Origin of the sequence: Leptospira perdikensis (genome assembly GCF_004769575.1) — a bacterium.
Lineage (GTDB): Bacteria > Spirochaetota > Leptospiria > Leptospirales > Leptospiraceae > Leptospira_A > Leptospira_A perdikensis.
The window spans coordinates 231,939-252,149 of record NZ_RQGA01000007.1 but is presented as its reverse complement, the minus strand read 5'-3'; the positions used below and the strand labels follow the sequence as shown (position 1 = coordinate 252,149).

Here is a 20,211-nt window from a genome sequence, read left to right as displayed (position 1 = left end):
AATTAAATTAATAGAGTTTGGTATTCTTCTCTATGTTCCTCAAATTGAAGTTTAAACCTTTCTTGCATTTCACGAAATTCTTTTTCTGATTTAATTTCGAAATACTCGAGTACTTCTGGTTCTACAGTGAAATAGTTTCCTTTTCCACGCCCAATGTTGGCTAAAATATCCGCAAGATAGATGATTTGACAGAGAATATTGTTTCTGGTTTTACATTGCCATGGTTTGTGGTGGTATCGAATCACGTCTAAAATTTCCTCAGGGAATTTCCATTTTTCTGACATCAGATATCCAATTTCAGAATGTGTAGTTCCTAAAGTGTATTCTTCAACCCATTCTGAAATTTCATTATTGTCGTCACTTCTAAGAACTCGAATTTGGTTTACCTGTCTTAGGTCTAAGGAAAGGAGGACCATTCTCCCTAAATCATGGAGTAAACCACAAATGATGGCAGGCTCGAGTAATTTCAGATGTTTTTTGCTATCTTCGATCAGAAACCTAGCATACATGGAGGTTTTAAAAGAATGAGTCCAAACTAATACTTGTTTCGCATAACGAGAGTTAAGTATTTTTTTGGCACCTAATGTTAGAAAAATTGATTCCAAATTTTTGAGTCCAATTCTTTTTACACCTTCCAAAACCGATATAATCGGAGTATGAGCTCCAAACAGGGGGGAGTTTGCGATTTTAAGAATTTCCGCTGTAATGGCTGGATCTTTTTCAACCTCCGCCGAAATTTCATGCCAATCGACATCTTTTTTCTTTGCTGTTAGGATCAGTTTTTGAATTTGCGGAGGAAGGGGAGGAAGGCTATTTACCTCCCGAACCAAAAGGTTTTTAATATTGATTTGATTTTCTTTGGGAATGAGTTGTTTCGGAATTCGGATAATAACTTCAGTATATTCCTCTGTTGTCAGAAGTTGAAAGAACTGATTAGAGATTCCCGAATTCCTAAGTAAGATGTGAATAAGAACAATCCCAAGCCCTGAACTTTCTTCGTTATCGACAGACTCTCGATAGGCGTCGTTAATGTTTTTGTATTTTGCAGATGCTTGGACACGTTTTAAAATTCTATTTTTTTCTTCAGTCAAGATTTTGGCATTATTTTTGACTCGAAACTCTATGTAATCTTCTTTGAAGATTGTGCTTAAAGTAATTTTGAAATCGGACTTGTCGAGTGCCAAAAAAACTCGTTTGCGATTGTGCCCAAATTCATCTTTATAAAGAGGGATTCCTCTGGAATAATCATTTTGATTCCATAAATCCAATCCTTGTTCAGCGAAAAAAACACGTTTGCCGTTTGCCTTACATCCGTTTACTAGTAGTTCACTTAGGATGGTAAATAAAATTTCGTGTAGGAATTCTAATGAAATACTCCGAACCACTCTACCAATCCATATATCCAATTCTGGGCAGTCGATTTCCGAAAAGTGGACATATTCTTTGGAAATCAGTTTTCCGGAAAGAAAGTCCTCCTGGAAGGTAATGAGTGGGGGAATCGACATGATAAACCTGTTTTGAACCTTGTTTCTCTTTTTGAAAACAGAAAATTTTATTTTGAAATTTCTGTTAGGATTCCGATAATGAAGACTATGGAACTCTTAAAAAAATCCCTATCGATTACCTTTGTGTTATTTGTAGCAGTTGTCTCTATTTCTGCCCAGGACACTAAACCACAAGTTACCCCTACCGATGTGAACCAAGAGAATCACGATGTGAAAGAGGGACAAGATAAAGAGTTATTCGAATACTATTATAAAACTCGCCCCGAAAATTTACCACCTAATAAAGCAAAGTTAGAATATAACTTGATTAAGACGCTCAAAAAAGAAATTATGAGCCGCGATTATTCTAAAGAGTCTGCTGAAGCTATTAAAAAAATTGATGCAACCAATGTTCAATATGAAAGAGTTTATAGAGAAAGCAAATGGCTTCGTGGTTTTATGACACAAAACACTCATTTAAATTATTCAGAATTCATGTACATTGTAAAACACGATAAATATATGTGTTTTGTGAATTTTGATGTTAATCCTGAACTTTATTTACAACAGTCTCGTCAATCGCAGTTGGTTTTTGCTGCAAAGGATAAGTTCGAAATAGTAATCCCCAAACCCTAAATACTAAGGTAACACCGACTAATACGAGTAAATAGATTAATCCATATTGAAAGTACTTTTCTAAGTTTTCCAATAGGGGGAGTGGTTCTTCATTCCCCCGAATTCGCGAAATGGCTGTTTGTTTTCCAAAAATCTTAATTTCTTTTCTGTAAACCTCAATAGTATCACCTAACCGCAATCTTTTGTAAATAGAATATGGAATCCTTTCTGTGATTTCATAGAGAGATCCATTGCTAAGCCCAAAACTATAATGACATTGATAGGCGATTGGAAATTGGTTTTTCACACGAGAGAGTTCTTGAACGATCGCAAAACTCCTGTTCCTCTCTTCGTTTAAGGTGGCAGTTTCTGATTTTAAGTAACGATTTTCAAAATGAACAAATGAATAGAATAGGGAAATGACGACAAAGGATACGAAAACCGAATTGGCGATCCAAACGGAAATTCGTGGAGACATCTAGGACTTAGATGGCTCCTCAAAAGACTTCAATGCTTCTTCACGGTCTGGATAGAATTGAAAAGCATTGGAAAGACCGAGCAGATGAAAAACTTGAAGAATGGAACTAGTCACTCCTACGAGTGCCATTTCTTTATTTCTCTTCTGTAAGTTCATTTTTACATCCAAAATCATACGAATTCCAAGACTGGAGATATATCGAAGTTCTGAAAAATCTAAAATGAGATGTTTTCTGTCAGCTCCAACCATTTCGTCTAAGATCGTTTGTGTGATCCGATCCAGTGGCCCCGATTCCATACGACCTTTGATTTGGACGATGACGGTTCCATTAATGCGTTTTTGTTCTATTTCGTATGGTAAGTCTTGCATGGATTCCCCTCTCTTTAGCGGAACAATTACAAATAATTTCTCAGGCGATAACCGAATTGTCGCCTTAGCGTAAGGCGGAAACGGATAATGTCTCTCCGTTAGAGAGTCAACCGCCAGTCCACCATTCATTTCTGAAATAACTTCCACTTGATCTAAAGCCCTAAAATCTGCCAAGGAAAACTCTGTTTCTCGGGACTTCACTCGAATTTCTCGAGAATAAACATGGAAAAAGGCTTCATGTTTTGAAAATGGAGGGAATTTTTTAGGAAAACAAGAACTGATCCAACCTGTGGAGCCCGCACCTGTGTAAACAAGGAGTCCAGAACACTTTTGTTCTTCTTTTTTCCCTTGGTAGGAAATCCAAAATCTAGATGTGAGGTCTGGGCTATTATTTCGTATAGAAAGTTCGCAAATTGCAGGGACCGTTTTTAGTTTCGTTCCATTTGGATATTGAATTTCTGTATCAAGTAGTGACCATGACTCCAATTGAGTTTGAGTGAAGTTGTTTTTGACTACTTCTTTTAACTCTTCCGCAGTGAACCCAAGAAGGGCTCCCACAGAGGAATCAGGATCAGAATTACAGCCAATTAGATGGGTATTCCCGGCCAAATGGGCTACATAAGTGAAATGATTATCACCACCATGGGCTACAATCAAATCGTAATTTGTCTCACCTTCTGGTTCAAAGTTTTCACGAAATACAAAATCAGCATTGGGGAACACATTCGTTTTTAGAAATTCTCTAGATTGTAATTGCCTTTCGTGAGATTCCTGTGTCCTCTCAAAGACTTCCGGATTGAGCCGTGCGACTTCTTTATAGGCTTGAATGGAGCCATAAGTTTCCAAATCCAATTCGTATTTGGTACGTTTGAATACCACTACGACCTTTTTATACTTGGTTGAAGCCATGAGTTTTGGAAGAAATTCCTATTTTCCTTAGGGAAATAAAGGTTTTTTTACAAAAACTTTGTTTTTCTTAGGAAATTTGCAGAAAAATTGTATCCAAAATCAATTTAGTCTTGTACCAAATCATGTAGTTTTATAAATAATGTGTAACCGTTAAATGGTTTAGAGGAAAATCAAAGTATGGCAACAACTCCTACCCCAATGAAGAAGTCCGAAATGCTCAGCGAACTCGCTGAAATAACTGGTATGACCAAAAAGAGCGTGGCTGCGTTCTTAGACTCCTTTGTTGATCTCGCTTATAAAGAAACCAAGAAAAACGGTGCATTCATCATTCCAGGTTTAGGAAAACTTGTTAAACGCAATCGTCCAAAACGTAAGGGAAGAAACCCAGCAACTGGTGAAGCAATTGTAATCCCTGCTAAAACTGTTGTTAAATTCACACTATCTAAAACTTGCAAAGATGCAGTTGTACCTCCAAAAAAATAATTTAGTTTGTGAACCCAGGAGGATGTCCCCCTGGGCATTTTATGGATAAAAAACCTTATCCTTTTTTACCTTTTGAAGATTCTCTCGTAGGAGAGAAAATTCTTCTCGTTTGGCAAGAAAGCCATCATTCAGAAAAAAATCTCAAAGATCATCTATTAAAAGCATTAGATCTTCACGAAGATCAGCTTATCTTTACACCCAATGCCATTAAACAAAAGTTAATGGTATCTTACCCCACTGAAATTCGTTCCTTTATAGAGAAAAAAGAACTAACAGGTATCACCAACTTGTTGTTACAAATTGCAAAAGGGAAATCTGAGTTATATTCTGAACCTGCGTTAGACATTACGTTTGAGCTCATCGAATGGATTCTAACTGGATTTGATTTAGATGATGTACTTGTTGAAACCTTGTCAGCATTATTTGGAACGGCTCTAACAAGTGATTTTGTTGATCAGGTTAGGGCGGAGTACATTAAGGAATTTCGCGGATAAAGAAAATTTGGACTGCAGATTATTTTGGTTGTCAAATATTGAACTTGGTTCAAATTTTGGAACAAATAAGAACTTGTGGTTACCAATATGCAAACTCGCACAATTTATAAATGGGGATCTCCCAACGTAGAAGAAAAATTACCAGAACATACATTGAAGTTTTTGGAAGGTCAGTTCCCTGTTGATAAAGAGTTTAAAAATTCACTTCCGAAAGGAGAACTTCCTTTAAGGCCTTTAAAAAAATCAAAAATTTCCACAGCCACTCTCATAAAGTTAAAACAAATTGTTGGAAAAAACTTTGTTTCGTTAGACGATTCCTCTCGCGCAAGACATTCTATTGGGAAATTTTATACAGAAATTTATAAAGCAAGATTTGGTGAAGTAGCAGATGTTGTAGATGTTGTTGTATCACCAAAAAATGAACAGGAAGTAATTGAGATAATTGCAGTTGCAAATGCAGGAAAAATCCCTGTGATTCCTTATGGTGCAGGTTCTACAGTCACTAAAGCTCTACAAGCTCCTAAAGGTGGGATCTCTTTAGATTTATCTCGTTTGAATCGGATCATTGAATTTAATGCGATTGATTCTACCGTAACGGTGGAAGCGGGAGTGTATGGCCCAGTTTTGGAAAAACATTTAAATGAACGTGGTTATACTTGTGGTCACTTCCCACAATCATTTGAGTTTTCCACAGTTGGTGGTTGGATTGCTGCAAAAGGTGCCGGCCAAGCTTCCACGGGTTATGGAAAAATCGAAGACATTCTTCTTAGTTTAACAGCGATTACTCCATCCGGAAAGTTTGAATCAAAATCGTATCCTGCGGCATCTATCGGTCCAGATTTATTCCGTTTGTTTCTGGGAACGGAAGGAAGTTTTGGTGTGATTACTAAAGCAACATTAAAAATTCGGAAATTCCATCCAGAAAACTCAGCCAAAGGTTCTTTTATTTTCAAAAACTTTGAAAAGGCCGTGGAGACGATGCGAGATGTAATGCAAGCTGGTTTCGGTAAACCTCATTTCTTTCGTATCCAAGATCCAGAAGAAACAGACATTTCTTTTCATATGAGTGGACTTCATGGTGGTAAAGAAGATTTGTTCTTGCGGTTTATTGGTTACAAACCAATGGAAAGGTCTCTTATGCATATCATTGTAGATGGAGATCCATCATATGCAAAAGAAGTTTTGAAGAAGATCAAAAAAATTGCAAAACGTAACGGTGGGTTTTCAACAGGGGAGTCTCCCGTAAACAAATGGTTACATCAAAGATATTCTAGTGCCTATCTCAGAGATTATCTAATGGATGAAGGGATAAGAATTGATACTTTAGAGACTGCTGTTAGTTGGTCAAATTTACATGAGTTGTGGGAAAAAACTAGAGCTTATATCAAAAGTCATGAAAACACATCTTGTATGGTGCATATCTCCCATGCTTATGAGAACGGTGCCAATCTGTATTTTATTTTCTTAAGTCCAATGAATCAAAAAAATGAAACTGTAGACTTTGTGAAATTCCATAAAGGAATTATCGATAGTATCCATAAACACGGTGGTTCGTTGTCCCATCATCATGGAATTGGAAGGATGCTTGCTCCATGGATGGAAGGGGAAGTCGGGAAAGAAGGCCTTCGTATTTTGTCTTCGATCAAAAAGACATTCGATCCGAAAGGGATCATGAACCCAGGTGGATTGTTAGGATTAAAATAATGGGTGTTTCTGAAAGGAAAAAACGTGAATTTGCACAAAGAGAAACAGACATTCTGAATTGTGCTATTGAACTTTTTAGAACTAAACATCCATCACTTGTAAAGATGGATGATATCGCAAAACAGTTGGAGATAGGTAGGGGAACTATTTACCTGCACTTCAAAAGTAAAGATGATCTAATGGCAAGGATTCAGTATGAAGACTATGTTCGCCTTCGTACTCGTTTAGAAAAATCCTTTGATGAACCATCAGCGATAGAAATGTCTAGAAAAGCAATTAGAGCATATATCGATCATTGTTTAGGTGATCGACATATGTATGTTGTTGCTCGGCAGTGCGGCGTTAACTTAAATATTAATAATGTCTCTGACGATCTGCGAAAACTTTTAATAGATGAAAGAACCAATCGACTCACACTTTTAGAAAAAATATACAAACAAGCAAAACAAGAAAATTTAATCAATACGAAGGGAACCTATCCTAACGTTGCTGTGGCTTGGGGTATGATTCGCGGTGCTGTTGAAGTGATTCTTGAAGGGCATTTTCAAAATGAAATCAAAAGTGAAAAGGCCTACTTAGAAACGATTGAACATGTACTATTTTATGGACTGTTTTCTGGAAACAAAGGAGAGACTTGATGAGAAAGATAAAAGTAATTTTAAATCCTGTATCTGGCGGAGGTCTCTCCGCAAAAGTTTGGAAACGAGTGGAACCGGAGTTACAAAAAAAAGGGATTCCTTATGAATTTGAGGCCACAACAAAAGACAAGGCAGCCCGCGACATCGTAAAAGAATCTGTCAAACAAGGGTTCCATTGGATTATCGGTATTGGTGGTGATGGAACATTCTCTAATATCATTAACGGACTTTTTGAAAAAGGAAAGTTAATCAATAAAAATGTTATATTTAGTCCGATCCCTGCTGGTAGAGGAAATGATTTTATTAAAACAGTAAAGGTTCCTAAAAACCCAATCAAAGCCTTAGAACAAATTCTTGAAGGCAAAGAAAGATTCATTGATTTGATTGCAGTCACTTACACCAAAGCGGATAAAACAAAAGGTGATTATCTTTGTTTGAACTTAGCTGATGTTGGAATGGGTGGGGAAGTTGTTTATAAAGTCAATAGGTCAAAGCTTGCTTCCATCATCGGTGGGAAGGGAGTATTTTTACTGTATTCTTTTCTCTGTTTGTTCACTTATACTAACAAAAAAATTTCTCTAACTCTTTCTAAATTTGAAAAAATCACGAATAAATGTAGACTTATTGTTTGTGCAAATGGTGAGTATGCGGGTGGAGGAATGTGGTTCGCACCCAAAGCAAAGTTAGACGATGGGAAAATGGACTTTCTCGCGATTCAAGACGTAACAGTGATGGAAACCCTTCGGAAGTTTGGATATTTATACCGTGGGAAATTGTCAGATGATTCAAAGGTGATCTCTAAACAAATCACAGAGTTAACAGCTGAGTCTGAGGAAGATGTTTTTATTGATGTAGATGGTGAAAATATGGGTCAACTTCCTGCCCACTTCAAAGTTTTGCCAAAAGCCTTGCCGATCAAATGTTAATCAAATGAAACAAATTACAAAGAATGAAAGTTCGCGACTTAAAAACCTCAAAGAAGAGTATGATATCATCATTATCGGGGGTGGGATCACGGGGGCCAATGTCCTTTGGGACGCAACGTTACGCGGATACAATTGTTTACTTGTAGAGAAAAATGATTATGCATCTGGGACGAGTCAAGCGACTTCTAAACTCATTCATGGTGGACTTCGATACCTAAAGAATTTAGAGTTTGGGCTTGTTCGAGAATCACTTTCCGAAAGAAGATACCTTGCCAAAATTTCGCCTCATGCAGTAAGACCAATGGGATTTATCATTCCCGTTCGTTCTTGGTTCCAACGAATTCAATTGTTTTTTGGGTTGGAATTATATAATACACTTTCTTTTGATCGTAATGAAGAGATTGATGCCGACGTCAAATTGCCCAGATACCGATGGAACTCACTTAGAGAAACCATTTATAAAGTTTTTGGACTGAATCGAAAGTCTTTAATTGGGAGTTTTCAGTATTACGACTATGCAAACCCAAATCCAGAAAAGCATACAACTGAATTTATTTTATCTGCGAAGGAGAAGGGTGCTCATGCATTCAATTACCTTGCAGTCACCACACTAAAAAAACAAAATAGCGGTGGTTATACGGTTGGACTTACAGATTCCATCACAGGGAAAAAAGTCCTGGTTTCGGCTAAGGTTGTTGTCAATTCAGCAGGTCCTTGGGCTGATTTGATTGAATCTATGACGGGTGTTACGGCAGAGAAAAAACTAGTTCGTTCTAAGGGAATTCATGCGGTAGTCCGAAACATTTGTGGAAATGAATGTGCTTTATTATCCAAAAGAGATGGGTCTCATCTTTTTGTGATTCCTTGGCGTGGCAAAACCATTTTAGGGACAACTGACACCGCCTATGACGATGATCCAAATGATTTTAAAGTCAAACAATCCGAACTTGTAGATTTATTAGATGAAGTGAATTATAGTTTTGGGTTTGCAAAACTCACTTTAAAAGATGTGGATTATTATTACGGTGGCCTTCGGCCACTAGTAGAAGATCCGGGTAGTACAGAAGGAACATATTCCGCTTCTAGGAAATCTGAAATTTTTCATTATGAAAAGGAAGGATTCCCGGGTTTTTTCTCTGCTCTAGGCGGAAAATATACCACTAGTCGAGCAGTTGCAGAAAGTTTAGTGAATGCAATCGATATTTATTCCAAAGGAGATATATCTCCTTGTGTCACAAAATTTACACCACTACTCGGTGGACGATACCAAAGTTTCAAAGAACTTGTGAATGAATTACAATTTAAGTATCCGAAAATCTCGGGTGCAAAACTAGAAACATTGGCACGCCGTTATGGTAGTGTTACCTGGAGAATTTTATCTTTGGAAGGAAAAGATTTTTATCGAATTCCCAATGGAGAAATCTACTATGAAGAAGAAGTAGAATCTATGGTAGTTCATGAAGACATTATTCATTTAACCGATTTTTATTTTAGAAGATCAGGGGTTGGTACTGTGGGAGTTATTGATCCTTTGGAACGAACTCGGTTGGATAAAAAGATTGCAAAAACACTGGGTTGGAATGCCGATCGATTGAGAGAAGAAGTAAAGTTAGTTGATGAAAGATACAAATGGTTTGTTGACTGATGGCTAGAATTTCTATCGATATTCCAGAAAAACAAATTTATACTACGGATTTAAGTGTTCGAATTTCGGATATTAATTTTGCAGGCCATCTTGCTCATGATGCTATTTTGACTTTAACTCATGAATGTCGGGCACGGTTTTTCCATTCGCACGGATGGACAGAAATCAATGTGGAAGGAAAGGGGATTGTTGTATCCGATGTCGCGATTGTTTATAAATCAGAAGCCTTTTTTCCTGATGACTTAGTAATGCAACTTTTTGTGGACAACGTATCTAAAAAATCTTTAGAGATGGTTTATGTGATCACTCATAAAAATGGGGGAAAGGAAATCGCTCGTGCCAAAACCGCGATCGTTTTCTTTGATTATGAGGAAAGGAAACCCTGCCCAATCCCTGATGTTTTTTTAAAAGTCCTTATTTGATTTTTGTTTGGATGAGTGAAACGATTTTACGTTCTTCTTCTTCATACTTTAATTTCTGAATTCCACCAAGTGGGTTTCGTTTGACGGCTTGGTTCCATTTTGAAGATTCCAGTTCTTCCCAAATGGAGATTCCCCACCTTCCATATTCATTGCGAACCCACTGTGTGAGTTGGGTGAGAGTTTCTGTATTTTTGTCCTTCCGTTTTTGGTATTGTAAGATATACCGTAATAGTTCTTCAATTCCCTTTCGTTTGGTGACGGATGTTTTGAAGATAGGTGGAAGGGATTGGTCTGGAAGGATGTCTTTAATGAATTCCAAAGTGGACTCTAACATATAATAACTAGAATTTGCCAAAGACTCTTCATCACATTTGTTGATGATGAATGCTTCTGGAACTTCCATGATTCCTGATTTCATAAACTGAACTTGATCACCACCGAGAGGTTGCATCACAAGAAAGGATAAATCGGATATGAGAGAAACTGATATTTCGTTTTGGCCAATCCCAACTGTTTCCACAAATACATAATCAAAAATCCGTCTTAAGAAACGGATGACATGAAAGGTGTAAGGATTGAGTCCTCCCAGTTCTAGTTGGGAGGGTTGAGAGCGAAAATAGAGCCTAGGATCCCTTCTGGGAAGGGTGACTCTGGTTCGATCACCGAGAATGGAACCTCCACTGACATTGGAAGAGGGATCGATGGCAACAATGGCCATTTTTTTGTTTGGAGCAAATTCTAAAAAAAGTTTACATAACTCGCCAAGTAACGAGGATTTGCCGGCACCTGGTGTTCCTGTGATGCCAATTGTAAGTCCTTCTTTGGCATCTGGATTTTGAATTGAAAGTTCATGGAATAAAGATTCACGGAATTCTAAATTCTTTTCCGTTTCAATTTTAGAGATGATCTTTGCAATCGGATATTTTTCACCTATAATTGCATCTGAAACCAACTGGGATAAAGATTCTTTAGTATCGATCAAGGGTGGTTGCCATTAAAAAACATAAGCTAGAGTAGTGGAACTTCCATTGCAGATTTTTAAAAATCCACAATGGAAGGATAAAAGTCGAAACGACTCTTCGCCTTAAACGAGAGCTGGTTCTACAGAGACGATGTCGATGATTTTTTCCATAATCGACATTAGATCGTAGTCTTTCGGTGTGAAGATTTCTCGAATTCCCATTTTTTTGAGTTCATCAAAATCGGATTCAGGAATGATCCCTCCAATCACAACAGGAATTTTGGCCTTGTAGTGCGCGAGTTCATCAAACAGCTGTTTTACGATTTCTTTATGGGAACCAGATAGAATGGAAAGCCCAATTACATTGGCATTTTCTTCCACTGCAGATTGTACAATTTCTTCAGGAGAGAGTCGAATCCCTGAATAAATCACATCAAAACCACTGTGTTTTGCAGAAACAGCAATCATCTCAGCACCATTGGAGTGGCCATCGAGTCCCGGTTTCCCTACAACAATTTTCGGTCTATGTCCATTTGCCTTTGTAAAGGCTTCCACTTTTCCGCGAACAGTAGAAACTTTATCATCTGACAAAAAGAGTTTTTGGCCGTCAACACCCGTTGGTGGGTTGTATTCTCCATAAACTTCGCGAAGTGCATCTGCCCATTCGCCTGTGGTTACTAGTGCTTTTGCACAAGCAATGGAGAATGGCATTAGATTTTTCCCTTCTTTTGCTGCTTTTTTTAAGTCTTCTAAAGACTTTTTTGCAACTGCTACATCCCGACGAGATTTTGCCTCTCCTAGAACGTTTAATGTTTGTTCTGCGGATTTTGGGTCTACTTTGAAAATACCACCGTCAGAATCGGTCATCAGAGGAGATTTGATTCCGTCAGTCCATTTGTTTTTACCAACAATCACTAGTTCGTTGGAATTGATTTTAGAAAGTCTCTCTGTTTGTGATTTCACAAGTTGAGATTTCATGTAACCGTTTTCGATGGCAACAAGAGCTCCACCCATATCAATGATCTTTTGAATTTCAAGTTTGGCTTCTTCTTTCAGAGCTTTGACTTTCGATTCAATGACTTTTGATCCTTCGAAGATGTCTGGGTATTCAAGAAGGTCTGTTTCATAAGCAAGGACTTGTTGTAATCGAAGTGACCATTGTTGGTCCCAAGGTCTTGGTAAGGATAATGCTTCGTTCCAAGCCGGAAGTTGGAGGGCACGGCATCTTGCATTTCGGGAAAGTGTCACACCAAGAGACTCGATGAGAATCCTCCATGCATTGTTCTCTGGTTGTTCTTCAGTGAGCCCCAGTGAGTTTACTTGTACTCCATACCGAAACACGCGATACTTTGCATTTTTTACTGCATAACGTTCTGTAGTAATTTCTTGCCACATTTCTGTGAAGGCGCGCATTTTACACATCTCTTCTACAAAACGAATTCCAGCGTTAACGAAGAAAGAAATTCGACCTACACACTGTTCAAATTCTTCAGCTGTAAAACAATTCCTTTCTTTGATGGCATCTAACACGGCAATGGCTGTTGCAAGTGCAAAAGAAAGTTCTTGTACAGGTGTTGCACCTGCTTCTTGTAAGTGGTAGGAACAAATGTTAGATGGATTCCATTTTGGAATTTTGTGTAAACTATACTCATACATATCCACGATGATTTTCATGGATTCTTTCGGAGGATAGATATAGGTTCCGCGTGCTAGATATTCTTTGATCAGATCATTTTGAGTGGTTCCATTGAGTTTTTCTAGTGGGACTCCTCGTTCTTCCGCAAGTGCCACATATAGCGAAAGTAACCACATGGAAGTTCCATTGATGGTCATGGATGTGTTCATCTCTTCGATCGGGATTTGGTCGAATAAAATGCGAAAGTCTTCGAGTGAGTTGATGGGAACACCCACCTTTCCGATTTCTGGGCGTGATACCTCATGGTCTGAACTGTATCCACACTGAGTAGGAAGATCAAAAGCAATGGAAAGCCCTGTTTGGCCTTTAGAGAGGTTCTTTCTGTACAACTCATTGGAGGCTTTTGCATTGGTATGCCCTGCATAAGTCCTAAAAATCCATGGTTTGTCAGGTTTTCCCTGTCCATTCTCGTCCACGAGAAGGTATTCTTTTTTTTCGGCGGACATTCTTTGCCTCGTTTTATAAATTCTATGTATAATTGAAAATCTTCTGGAATATTTTCACCTAAAAATTTATACAGGACTAGGCAATTTGAGCCTTTTCCAAGATGCGCGACCCAAAACCTTTTTCACCACTTCCTTTCATTTTTAGCATCTTACTCTTAAGTTTGGGCTTTGCTCTGTTCTCTTATTTTAGACCTTTTCCTACGACAGAAACCGAATGGGAATTTTTGGCGAATATTAAGGCAGCTGTGGAAGAAGGGGGGCTCCTTTCTGCTCGGGAACCACTGGCCATCTGGTTTGTTGTGGCGTGGAAGAAACTTTTTGGAACCAATTATATCCCTTCCTTCCTAGTGTTAGCCGGACTTTTCTATAGTTTATTCTTACATTTGTTTATGCTACTCCTTAGGTCAGAAGAGTGGAAACGAAACCATTACCTTTTGGTTTATCTGGCGGCATTTCTCCCATTCTCCTATGGGTTCCCAACTTCCTATTTCACAGAAACACTTTGTCTTGTATTTTTACTATTGGTGTTTTTAACTTTCCGATTGGAAAAGATGACAGACCTTCTCATCTTTCCTACATTTACCGCTTTTGCTTTTTTCTCTAGTTTTATCATGTTCTATCTTGGATTTACATTCTTTGTGATTTTCACTGGCATTCGTGGATCTCGTAAGGCTGCACAAAAAACATCAGTGTTTTATAAAAAGAAAAACGTACCTTTTCTATTTTTATTAGGGTATCTTGGATTTTTTATTCTCTCTTTATTCTATTTTTCTTATACAGATTTTTTTGGACCAAACTCCATTGGGTTTTTATTCAAAACTTGGTACACATCGGCTCTGCTCATACTTTTGCCACTCGTAGTACTGGGAATTGGACATGTGTTATTAAAAACAGAAAAAGAATTAAATACCATCACAGCATCCGTTGTCATTGTACTTTGTATTTTGGGTTCTATCTATTTTATTTTCAAAAACTTAAAAACGGCAGATAAAGAACCTTGGGAACTCCAATCTAAAAACCTAACAAAGGCTTTTGGACAAGCTCTCATTTTAAAATCAGATCCTATTTATTTACCGAAAGAATTTTCCTTTGCGTTTTATTTCCAAACAGGTACCAAAACTAAATACATGAGAGAGGAAACGGTAACGGATAAATCTTTTTTGTATGTGAATGGAATTTGGAACCAGGACATCCAATTAGTTCAGAAGTCAGGACTATTTCGAAGAAATTCTAGATCTTTTGCGATCGTTCCTATCAGCGAAAATGACGTACTCATTCAAAGAGCTACATCAGAAAAAATCAGGAATGAAAAGAGTTTGGCCTTTATTGTTAAAAAAGTAGATGAAGCTTGGTCGGAAACTGCCATCAAACATCCGTTTGAGGTATATACTGCGAGTTTACAGAAAAAGTTCGGTTATCTAACGTTTTACTAAAACTTAATTTTTAAGAACTAAAATCTTTATAGTAACGTTTGACTTTGTTTACGTATTTTTGTGTTTCTTCGTAGGGAGGAATGCCTTTGTAACGTTTCACTGCTCCCGGGCCGGCATTATAAGCCGCGATTGCTTTTTCAGGGTCTTTGAACTCTTTCATAAGCCCTTTTAAGAATTTCACACCACCGCCAATATTGTCTTCCGGATCAAATGGATCAGAGACACCTAAAGATTCTGCGGTTTCTGGCATCAGTTGCATAAGTCCCATCGCACCTTTGGGGGAGACGGCTTTGGGTTTAAAATTAGATTCCGCTTTTACCATTGCTTTTACTAAATTTGGATCCATCCCTTGTGATTTGGCAATGGATTCAATGGTTCCGAAAATATCCGCTGGTTTTGTTTTTCCATCTGTTTGGTTGGGACTGGCCTGCAGGGAGTCGGCTTCTTTGGGGAAGGGGAGAGAAATTCCCTCTGCTTTTAGGCTCTGAGTATTTACGGGAAGGTTGTCTTGTGGTTTTGCACGGTTCCATTCCCTTTCTAAAACATCGGGGAAGGAAACGAGAGACTTGGGATTTTCTGAAAGTTTGGATAGGGACTCCATCCGGTTTAGAACAGAAGATACAGAAGGAATATCTGAAAGTCTCACAACTTTAAGATCGGTCGTGATGGGGAAAACTAAAGAAAAAAATATGTCTCATTAGCCTATTGTGGGGTTGATGGATTGTAAATCTTTGAGGGAAAGGGGTTTTACAAGGTAACCTTTCACATTTTGAAATTCCGCTGACCGCGCTTTGTCCGTGGGGTCAATGGAAGACGTGAGGATATAAATGGGAAGTTTTGCATACTTTGGATGTTGGTTTATGGCATTTAAAAATTCCCAACCATCCATAATCGGCATATTCAAATCTAAAAACAATAAATCTGGGTCTACCGTACCACTGAGCAGAGCATTTAAAGCATCCTCTCCATTTTGGAATCCCTGGATTTCGTCTGCAAAGGAAAACTTTTCCATCAAAGTTTTGATGAGAAATGTTGTAATCACGTCATCTTCAACTAGGAATACCATACTTAATTGTTTCATAAATTACGAATAGAACCGAGCGTATTTTCTCTAAAAATAAAAAGAAATCAAGAAATAATCCAACCTCAAATTGTATGAGGTGCTGTGAGAATTTCTGGGCTTAGGATTTCTTTTAGTTTTTTTTCTTCTAACAAACCTAATTCAAGAACAATGGATTCAACGGATCGGTTTTCTAATAGAGCTTTCTTTGCTACCAGAGTTGCGTTTTCATATCCAATGTAAGGATTTAAGGCGGTGGCAAGTCCTGCAGACGTTTTCACTCGGGATTCCAACAATTCTCGGTTGGCAGTGATTCCATTGATACAATTAATTTCTAATGTTTTACAACCAGCTGTTAGGTGCTCGATACTTTTGAAAAGACTGTGCGCGATGATAGGTTCAAAGGCATTGAGTTGTAATTGTCCAGCCTCGGATGCCATCGTGATTGTGATATCGTTCCCAATCACTTCATAAGCAATTTGGTTCACTACTTCTGGAATGATGGGGTTCACTTTACCTGGCATAATGGAAGATCCTGCTGCTTTTGCCGGAAGATTGATTTCGTTAAACCCACCTTGTGGTCCACTGGAAAGAAGTCTTAGGTCATTACATACTTTAGAAAGTTTGGTCGCAATCCGTTTGAGAACCCCAGATAATTGTACAAAGGCACCTGTATCTTGCGTGGCTTCAATTAAATTCGGTGCGGCAATAAGGCTCAGACCTGTGTCGTTTGATAAAATATCGGTAACAATCTGTGAGTATCGAATGTCTGTATTGATTCCTGTACCAATTGCCGTAGCCCCTAAATTGATTTCTCCAATCAGAGAGGTTGCTTCTTTTAATCTGCTAATATCTTCACCTAACATGACGTCGTAAGTGGAAAATTCTTGCCCCAAAGTCATTGGTACTGCGTCCTGTAATTGGGTTCTCCCGATTTTTAAAATATCTTTAAACTCCTCTGATTTTTTGCGAAAAGCTAATTGCAGTTCTTCCATAGCAGAAAGTAAATCCTTGATCGCAAATACTGCTGCCACTTTAAGGGATGAAGGATAAACGTCATTTGTACTTTGTGACATGTTGACATCGTTTAACGGATGTAGGTGAGAATAGTCTCCTTTTGTAAAACCGGCCATTTCTAAAGCGATGTTTGTGATCACTTCATTGGCATTCATATTAGTGGAGGTTCCAGCTCCGCCTTGGATCACATCAACTACAAATTGTGAATGAAATTCGTTTGCTAGAATTCTGTCACAAGCATCCACAATCATCTTTGTTTTTTCTTTAGAAAGTTGGCCTAGTTGTAGATTGGCTTTAGCAGAAGCCCTTTTGATATAAGCAAGAGCCCGTACTAGATCGGGATAAGTGCCGATGGTTTTGCCGGTAATGGGATAGTTTTCCAATGCCCTTAGGGTGTGGATTCCCCAGTAAACATCCGCGGGGAGATCTCGTTCCCCCAAAAGGTCGTGTTCTCTGCGTATTGTTTGGCTCATAAATTTCTAAATTCTCTTGGATAGGACGAAAGATACTCGACCAAATCCAAATGGGAAGAAGATTTATGTTGCCGATGTTCAAAATCCGATCCTTCCTCCTCATCTCTATTGCATTCCTTTTCTTTTCCCCCCTTCTTGGAAAGGAAAAACAACCGACAGGTGCTTCTTGTAAACAAAAGGAAGAAACCATAAAAACGATATTTCAATTATTGCCAGAATCAGAAAGGTCTTGTGTCGATATTGCTAAACTTGTATTGACTGAAGAAGACGAAGAAGGCGAAAAATTGGACAAAGAGTATTCAGAACTTTTTTTGAAAGTTTGTGAACTCAAACGGAAAAAACTTTCCTTGGAAGAAATCCGTGAAAATTTAGGGATCGCAAAACAATGTTCCCTGGCGGTGAATGTATCGAAAAAGAATTGATTCTTTGAGGGTTCGGAGTATCTTTTTTGCAAGTTTTATGCTAAAATACAAGATTGTTCTTTTTGCTTTTTTTCTCCCAACGGTTCTTTTACCCTGTGACCCTTTCCCCGCTAAGACTTTAACACCTATCGACCATTCGGCGAAGGACAAAAGTTTCAACGAATTCAAAACCAAGTTCCTAAAAATTTTGAAAACCAAAGACAGAAAGGCTTTGGAAGAAGTGATCGATAACGAAATTCACTTTTCCTTTGGTGCAGAAGCGGGGAAAAAAGATTTTTTAAAATCATTCCAACTAACAGAAAAACCATCTACTTCCAATTTCTGGGAATTGATGGAGGAAGTTGTCAAATTAGGGTTTCGTCAGAATAAAGAAGGCCAAATGGTCGCTCCCTATTTTTTTGAAACTTTTCCGGGTGATTATGATCCTTTCACTTATTATTTAGTCATTGGGAAAAATGTAAACGTAAGAGAAGATGCCTCTAAAGAATCCAAAGCCATCACACAGCTCAGTTACCAGATTGTCAGATCAGAAGCAGATGATTTAGATGGAAGGCGACTTGAAAAAGAAAGTAATTGTAATTGGAAAAAGATTTGTACACCCCAAGGGAAAGCCGGTTATGTATGTGATCGGTTTTTACGTAGTCCTCTTGACTACAGAGCTTTCTTTGAAAAAAAGAAAAACAATTGGTTTCTCACAATCTTTATTGTTGGCGATTGACCGTTGTTAAATTGAGATTCTCTGTTGGTTTTTTCTTGAAACAGAAATAAGGATAATCTAGATTTGGTGAAACCATTATCCAAGGAAACATTTATGTTAAAAAAATTACTTTTTGTTGCTTTAGCGTTTTCGCTAACGAACTGTCTGATCTTAAATCCAGCAGGGGCAACGATTGATCGTGAAAAAGGTTCTGTTGTGGCTTCAAGAATTACGGATGCAGCTATTCAAACGGACCTTATCAATTCTACTGTTTTAGTAGGAAGACCTAGCGTTTCTATTCTTAGTTTACTTGCGGCCGATATCGCAAGTATTGATTCGGCAAAATACTATGTTAAAGCTGATGTGGATCAGTGTGTTTCTGAAATCCAAGGCTTTAAGGGTTTTGTGCTTGGTTCCACAATCACCAATATCATTTCTTGCCAAGATTTGAAAACAGATGGTTTCATCACGGGAGATCCGTTCCCAAGTTTCTAATTTTTTTAGATTCCCTGCCTCTTTTTTTGGAGGTAGGGAACTCTCCCTTCATCTTCCGGGTCATATTCACCAAACAAACAAGGAAGGTTTTATGATCTCTCTCAAACAAGTTTTAAAAATCACTACAACAGTCGGTCTTGTATCGGTGATGGCATTTGCTTTTGGAAATTGCCGTGGGCATAAAGATTTCGAAAAACGCATTGAATGGGTGGCTTCTAAGCTGACATCCAAACTCGATTTAGATGATGCTCAAAAAGCAAAATTGGAAACCATCAAAGCCGAACTCATCGCCAAACACAAGGAAATGAAACCAAAACATGAATCTTGGGCCAAAGAGATGGCAACACAAATTCGTGCGGAAAAAATCGATACGAAGTTATTGGATAAAATGAGTATTGAAAGAGAAACTCGCCACCAAGAGATGCGTAAGTTTTTCCAAACCAAACTCGTAGAATTCCATGCTGTTTTAAAACCAGAACAAAGGGAAAAATTTGCTGATTTAGTGGAACGTTTCGCAAGCCGCCACCAACCACCGGAAGAGTAAACAATGCCCGAGTTTGACTTCGAATCAGTAGTCAAAGAAACCAAATACTTGGTTTTAAAAACGGTCGGTGATACCCTCATCGACCGTTTTGACGATGCCACCGAAGATGTAGTTCAGGAAGTTTACTTCCGGGCTTTCAAATCTTTGGAGAAGGGTGGGTTTGATGGAAGATCTAAAATTTCTACGTGGATCTACACGATTGCTCGTAACGAATCCCTTCGGATGAATGAAAAACGATTGAAGGAAGAAGAAAAGGCAAAAAGGTATTTAATAAAAAACAAAGTCCAACTTTCGGGTGTGCGAGACGAAGTTCCTTGGGAAAAGGAAGAATGGATTGAATCTATGCTTGGACAAATCCCTGAAGTCTATCGCCAAACGCTTCGTCTGTATTTAGCTGGGAGTACGATGGAAGAAATTGCAAAAGAATTAGAGGTTAGGCAGGGAACGGTGAAGTCACGTTTGTTTCGAACTAAAGAATGGATCCGCAAAAATATACCAGGAGGAAGAAATGAATTCCAAGAATCCTAAAAAATGGGAACAACTTTTGAATGATTCTGATTTCGAATTGCGGTTGGTACGTTCTACCAAAGCACGAATTCGGACTGAAAAGACAAAACGAAAAGTTTATGTTAGTTTGGCAGCATCCACTTTAGTCTTTTCCCTACTTTTTGTGAATGAGTTTGTGATTGAACCTAACGAACTATCAACTAACATGAATTATCTTGTTAATGAACTGAGTTCAGAATCAATTGTCAGTTTGAGTATGGATTGATAAATATCATAGATCATCTGAGGGGGCT

At 38.2% G+C, this 20,211-nt stretch carries 23 protein-coding genes; 15 read left to right on the top strand and 8 right to left on the bottom strand.

Going from position 1 to position 20,211, the window contains the following annotated elements; all coding sequences use genetic code 11:
• Window positions 1-2 precede the first annotated feature (2 nt).
• Entirely contained in the window at window positions 3-1,505 is a 1,503-nt protein-coding gene (locus tag EHQ49_RS08325) for an HDOD domain-containing protein (RefSeq protein WP_135578302.1), read from the bottom strand.
• A 78-nt stretch (window positions 1,506-1,583) separates the two neighbouring features.
• Between EHQ49_RS08325 and EHQ49_RS08320 the strand changes: the two genes are divergently transcribed.
• A complete protein-coding gene (locus EHQ49_RS08320; protein WP_135578300.1) occupies window positions 1,584-2,120 on the top strand; it encodes a hypothetical protein in 537 nt (178 codons plus the stop codon).
• Here the strand turns inward: EHQ49_RS08320 and EHQ49_RS08315 are convergent.
• Window positions 2,029-2,577, bottom strand: coding sequence for a hypothetical protein (locus EHQ49_RS08315; protein ID WP_135578298.1), 549 nt, complete (start codon window positions 2,575-2,577; stop codon window positions 2,029-2,031). The genes EHQ49_RS08320 and EHQ49_RS08315 overlap by 92 nt on opposite strands.
• Window positions 2,578-3,855 carry an STAS domain-containing protein gene (locus tag EHQ49_RS08310; RefSeq protein ID WP_135578296.1) on the bottom strand — a complete coding sequence of 426 codons (1,278 nt, stop codon included), beginning with the start codon at window positions 3,853-3,855 and terminating at the stop codon, window positions 2,578-2,580.
• Between the two features lie 177 nt (window positions 3,856-4,032).
• Here EHQ49_RS08310 and EHQ49_RS08305 point away from each other — a divergent pair, with 177 nt between their 5' ends.
• The 7 genes from EHQ49_RS08305 to EHQ49_RS08275 all read left to right on the top strand — a co-directional run bounded on the left by EHQ49_RS08305 (window position 4,033) and on the right by EHQ49_RS08275 (window position 10,167).
• The gene (locus tag EHQ49_RS08305) at window positions 4,033-4,338 is read left to right on the top strand and encodes an HU family DNA-binding protein (RefSeq protein WP_135578294.1); all 306 of its coding nucleotides are present in this window, start codon (window positions 4,033-4,035) and stop codon (window positions 4,336-4,338) included.
• Between the two features lie 41 nt (window positions 4,339-4,379).
• Window positions 4,380-4,832: a VanZ family protein gene (locus EHQ49_RS08300; RefSeq protein ID WP_135578292.1), complete on the top strand. Its 453-nt coding sequence runs from the start codon at window positions 4,380-4,382 to the stop codon at window positions 4,830-4,832.
• Window positions 4,833-4,919: 87 nt separating this feature from the next.
• Complete coding sequence (locus tag EHQ49_RS08295; RefSeq protein ID WP_135578290.1) at window positions 4,920-6,536, top strand: FAD-binding oxidoreductase; 1,617 nt, start codon at window positions 4,920-4,922, stop codon at window positions 6,534-6,536.
• Window positions 6,536-7,174 carry a TetR/AcrR family transcriptional regulator gene (locus EHQ49_RS08290; protein WP_135578287.1) on the top strand — a complete coding sequence of 213 codons (639 nt, stop codon included), beginning with the start codon at window positions 6,536-6,538 and terminating at the stop codon, window positions 7,172-7,174. Before EHQ49_RS08295 ends, EHQ49_RS08290 begins: the two co-directional genes overlap by 1 nt.
• Entirely contained in the window at window positions 7,174-8,100 is a 927-nt protein-coding gene (locus EHQ49_RS08285; protein ID WP_135578286.1) for a diacylglycerol/lipid kinase family protein, read from the top strand. The genes EHQ49_RS08290 and EHQ49_RS08285 overlap by 1 nt, the downstream gene beginning before the upstream one ends.
• Before the next feature lie 4 nt (window positions 8,101-8,104).
• Window positions 8,105-9,745 carry a glycerol-3-phosphate dehydrogenase/oxidase gene (locus EHQ49_RS08280; protein WP_135578283.1) on the top strand — a complete coding sequence of 547 codons (1,641 nt, stop codon included), beginning with the start codon at window positions 8,105-8,107 and terminating at the stop codon, window positions 9,743-9,745.
• Window positions 9,745-10,167, top strand: coding sequence for an acyl-CoA thioesterase (locus EHQ49_RS08275; RefSeq protein ID WP_135578281.1), 423 nt, complete (start codon window positions 9,745-9,747; stop codon window positions 10,165-10,167). Before EHQ49_RS08280 ends, EHQ49_RS08275 begins: the two co-directional genes overlap by 1 nt.
• On the opposite strand, the gene EHQ49_RS08270 is transcribed toward EHQ49_RS08275, so the two are convergent.
• Together EHQ49_RS08270 and EHQ49_RS08265 are read right to left on the bottom strand one after the other, a co-directional pair.
• Window positions 10,160-11,149, bottom strand: a complete 990-nt coding sequence (locus EHQ49_RS08270) for a P-loop NTPase family protein (RefSeq protein ID WP_135578279.1) — start codon at window positions 11,147-11,149, stop codon at window positions 10,160-10,162. The genes EHQ49_RS08275 and EHQ49_RS08270 overlap by 8 nt on opposite strands.
• Before the next feature lie 102 nt (window positions 11,150-11,251).
• Window positions 11,252-13,270: a protein meaA gene (locus EHQ49_RS08265; protein ID WP_135578277.1), complete on the bottom strand. Its 2,019-nt coding sequence runs from the start codon at window positions 13,268-13,270 to the stop codon at window positions 11,252-11,254.
• A 224-nt stretch (window positions 13,271-13,494) separates the two neighbouring features.
• On the opposite strand from EHQ49_RS08265, the gene EHQ49_RS08260 reads away from it, so the two are divergent.
• Window positions 13,495-14,703: a hypothetical protein gene (locus tag EHQ49_RS08260; RefSeq protein ID WP_244241409.1), complete on the top strand. Its 1,209-nt coding sequence runs from the start codon at window positions 13,495-13,497 to the stop codon at window positions 14,701-14,703.
• A 10-nt stretch (window positions 14,704-14,713) separates the two neighbouring features.
• On the opposite strand, the gene EHQ49_RS08255 is transcribed toward EHQ49_RS08260, so the two are convergent.
• The 3 genes from EHQ49_RS08255 to EHQ49_RS08245 all read right to left on the bottom strand — a co-directional run bounded on the left by EHQ49_RS08255 (window position 14,714) and on the right by EHQ49_RS08245 (window position 17,253).
• Complete coding sequence (locus tag EHQ49_RS08255) at window positions 14,714-15,349, bottom strand: lytic transglycosylase domain-containing protein (protein WP_135578273.1); 636 nt, start codon at window positions 15,347-15,349, stop codon at window positions 14,714-14,716.
• A gap of 51 nt (window positions 15,350-15,400) precedes the next feature.
• Window positions 15,401-15,769: a response regulator gene (locus EHQ49_RS08250; protein WP_244241408.1), complete on the bottom strand. Its 369-nt coding sequence runs from the start codon at window positions 15,767-15,769 to the stop codon at window positions 15,401-15,403.
• 80 nt (window positions 15,770-15,849) lie between these two features.
• Window positions 15,850-17,253 (bottom strand): aspartate ammonia-lyase, encoded by a 1,404-nt coding sequence (locus EHQ49_RS08245; RefSeq protein ID WP_135578269.1) that lies wholly within the window; start codon window positions 17,251-17,253, stop codon window positions 15,850-15,852.
• Between the two features lie 65 nt (window positions 17,254-17,318).
• Between EHQ49_RS08245 and EHQ49_RS08240 the strand changes: the two genes are divergently transcribed.
• The 6 genes from EHQ49_RS08240 to EHQ49_RS08215 all read left to right on the top strand — a co-directional run bounded on the left by EHQ49_RS08240 (window position 17,319) and on the right by EHQ49_RS08215 (window position 20,183).
• On the top strand, window positions 17,319-17,675 hold the full coding sequence (locus EHQ49_RS08240; RefSeq protein WP_208732187.1) for a hypothetical protein: 357 nt from the start codon (window positions 17,319-17,321) through the stop codon (window positions 17,673-17,675).
• Between the two features lie 37 nt (window positions 17,676-17,712).
• Complete coding sequence (locus EHQ49_RS08235; RefSeq protein ID WP_135578265.1) at window positions 17,713-18,393, top strand: SH3 domain-containing protein; 681 nt, start codon at window positions 17,713-17,715, stop codon at window positions 18,391-18,393.
• Window positions 18,394-18,486: 93 nt separating this feature from the next.
• On the top strand, window positions 18,487-18,867 hold the full coding sequence (locus EHQ49_RS08230; protein WP_135578263.1) for a TIGR04452 family lipoprotein: 381 nt from the start codon (window positions 18,487-18,489) through the stop codon (window positions 18,865-18,867).
• A gap of 91 nt (window positions 18,868-18,958) precedes the next feature.
• Complete coding sequence (locus EHQ49_RS08225) at window positions 18,959-19,411, top strand: Spy/CpxP family protein refolding chaperone (RefSeq protein ID WP_135578260.1); 453 nt, start codon at window positions 18,959-18,961, stop codon at window positions 19,409-19,411.
• 3 nt (window positions 19,412-19,414) lie between these two features.
• A complete protein-coding gene (locus EHQ49_RS08220; RefSeq protein WP_135578258.1) occupies window positions 19,415-19,939 on the top strand; it encodes an RNA polymerase sigma factor in 525 nt (174 codons plus the stop codon).
• On the top strand, window positions 19,920-20,183 hold the full coding sequence (locus tag EHQ49_RS08215) for a hypothetical protein (RefSeq protein WP_135578256.1): 264 nt from the start codon (window positions 19,920-19,922) through the stop codon (window positions 20,181-20,183). The genes EHQ49_RS08220 and EHQ49_RS08215 overlap by 20 nt, the downstream gene beginning before the upstream one ends.
• The last annotated feature ends 28 nt before the right edge of the window (window positions 20,184-20,211 follow it).

Coding starts and splice junctions, on each gene's coding strand:
- EHQ49_RS08325 (WP_135578302.1), bottom strand. CDS start 1,505: ATGTCGATTCCCCCACTCATTACCTTCCAGGAGGACTTTCTTTCCGGA.
- EHQ49_RS08320 (WP_135578300.1), top strand. CDS start 1,584: ATGAAGACTATGGAACTCTTAAAAAAATCCCTATCGATTACCTTTGTG.
- EHQ49_RS08315 (WP_135578298.1), bottom strand. CDS start 2,577: ATGTCTCCACGAATTTCCGTTTGGATCGCCAATTCGGTTTTCGTATCC.
- EHQ49_RS08310 (WP_135578296.1), bottom strand. CDS start 3,855: ATGGCTTCAACCAAGTATAAAAAGGTCGTAGTGGTATTCAAACGTACC.
- EHQ49_RS08305 (WP_135578294.1), top strand. CDS start 4,033: ATGGCAACAACTCCTACCCCAATGAAGAAGTCCGAAATGCTCAGCGAA.
- EHQ49_RS08300 (WP_135578292.1), top strand. CDS start 4,380: ATGGATAAAAAACCTTATCCTTTTTTACCTTTTGAAGATTCTCTCGTA.
- EHQ49_RS08295 (WP_135578290.1), top strand. CDS start 4,920: ATGCAAACTCGCACAATTTATAAATGGGGATCTCCCAACGTAGAAGAA.
- EHQ49_RS08290 (WP_135578287.1), top strand. CDS start 6,536: ATGGGTGTTTCTGAAAGGAAAAAACGTGAATTTGCACAAAGAGAAACA.
- EHQ49_RS08285 (WP_135578286.1), top strand. CDS start 7,174: ATGAGAAAGATAAAAGTAATTTTAAATCCTGTATCTGGCGGAGGTCTC.
- EHQ49_RS08280 (WP_135578283.1), top strand. CDS start 8,105: ATGAAACAAATTACAAAGAATGAAAGTTCGCGACTTAAAAACCTCAAA.
- EHQ49_RS08275 (WP_135578281.1), top strand. CDS start 9,745: ATGGCTAGAATTTCTATCGATATTCCAGAAAAACAAATTTATACTACG.
- EHQ49_RS08265 (WP_135578277.1), bottom strand. CDS start 13,270: ATGTCCGCCGAAAAAAAAGAATACCTTCTCGTGGACGAGAATGGACAG.
- EHQ49_RS08250 (WP_244241408.1), bottom strand. CDS start 15,769: ATGGTATTCCTAGTTGAAGATGACGTGATTACAACATTTCTCATCAAA.
- EHQ49_RS08245 (WP_135578269.1), bottom strand. CDS start 17,253: ATGAGCCAAACAATACGCAGAGAACACGACCTTTTGGGGGAACGAGAT.
- EHQ49_RS08240 (WP_208732187.1), top strand. CDS start 17,319: ATGTTGCCGATGTTCAAAATCCGATCCTTCCTCCTCATCTCTATTGCA.
- EHQ49_RS08235 (WP_135578265.1), top strand. CDS start 17,713: ATGCTAAAATACAAGATTGTTCTTTTTGCTTTTTTTCTCCCAACGGTT.
- EHQ49_RS08230 (WP_135578263.1), top strand. CDS start 18,487: ATGTTAAAAAAATTACTTTTTGTTGCTTTAGCGTTTTCGCTAACGAAC.
- EHQ49_RS08225 (WP_135578260.1), top strand. CDS start 18,959: ATGATCTCTCTCAAACAAGTTTTAAAAATCACTACAACAGTCGGTCTT.
- EHQ49_RS08220 (WP_135578258.1), top strand. CDS start 19,415: ATGCCCGAGTTTGACTTCGAATCAGTAGTCAAAGAAACCAAATACTTG.
- EHQ49_RS08215 (WP_135578256.1), top strand. CDS start 19,920: ATGAATTCCAAGAATCCTAAAAAATGGGAACAACTTTTGAATGATTCT.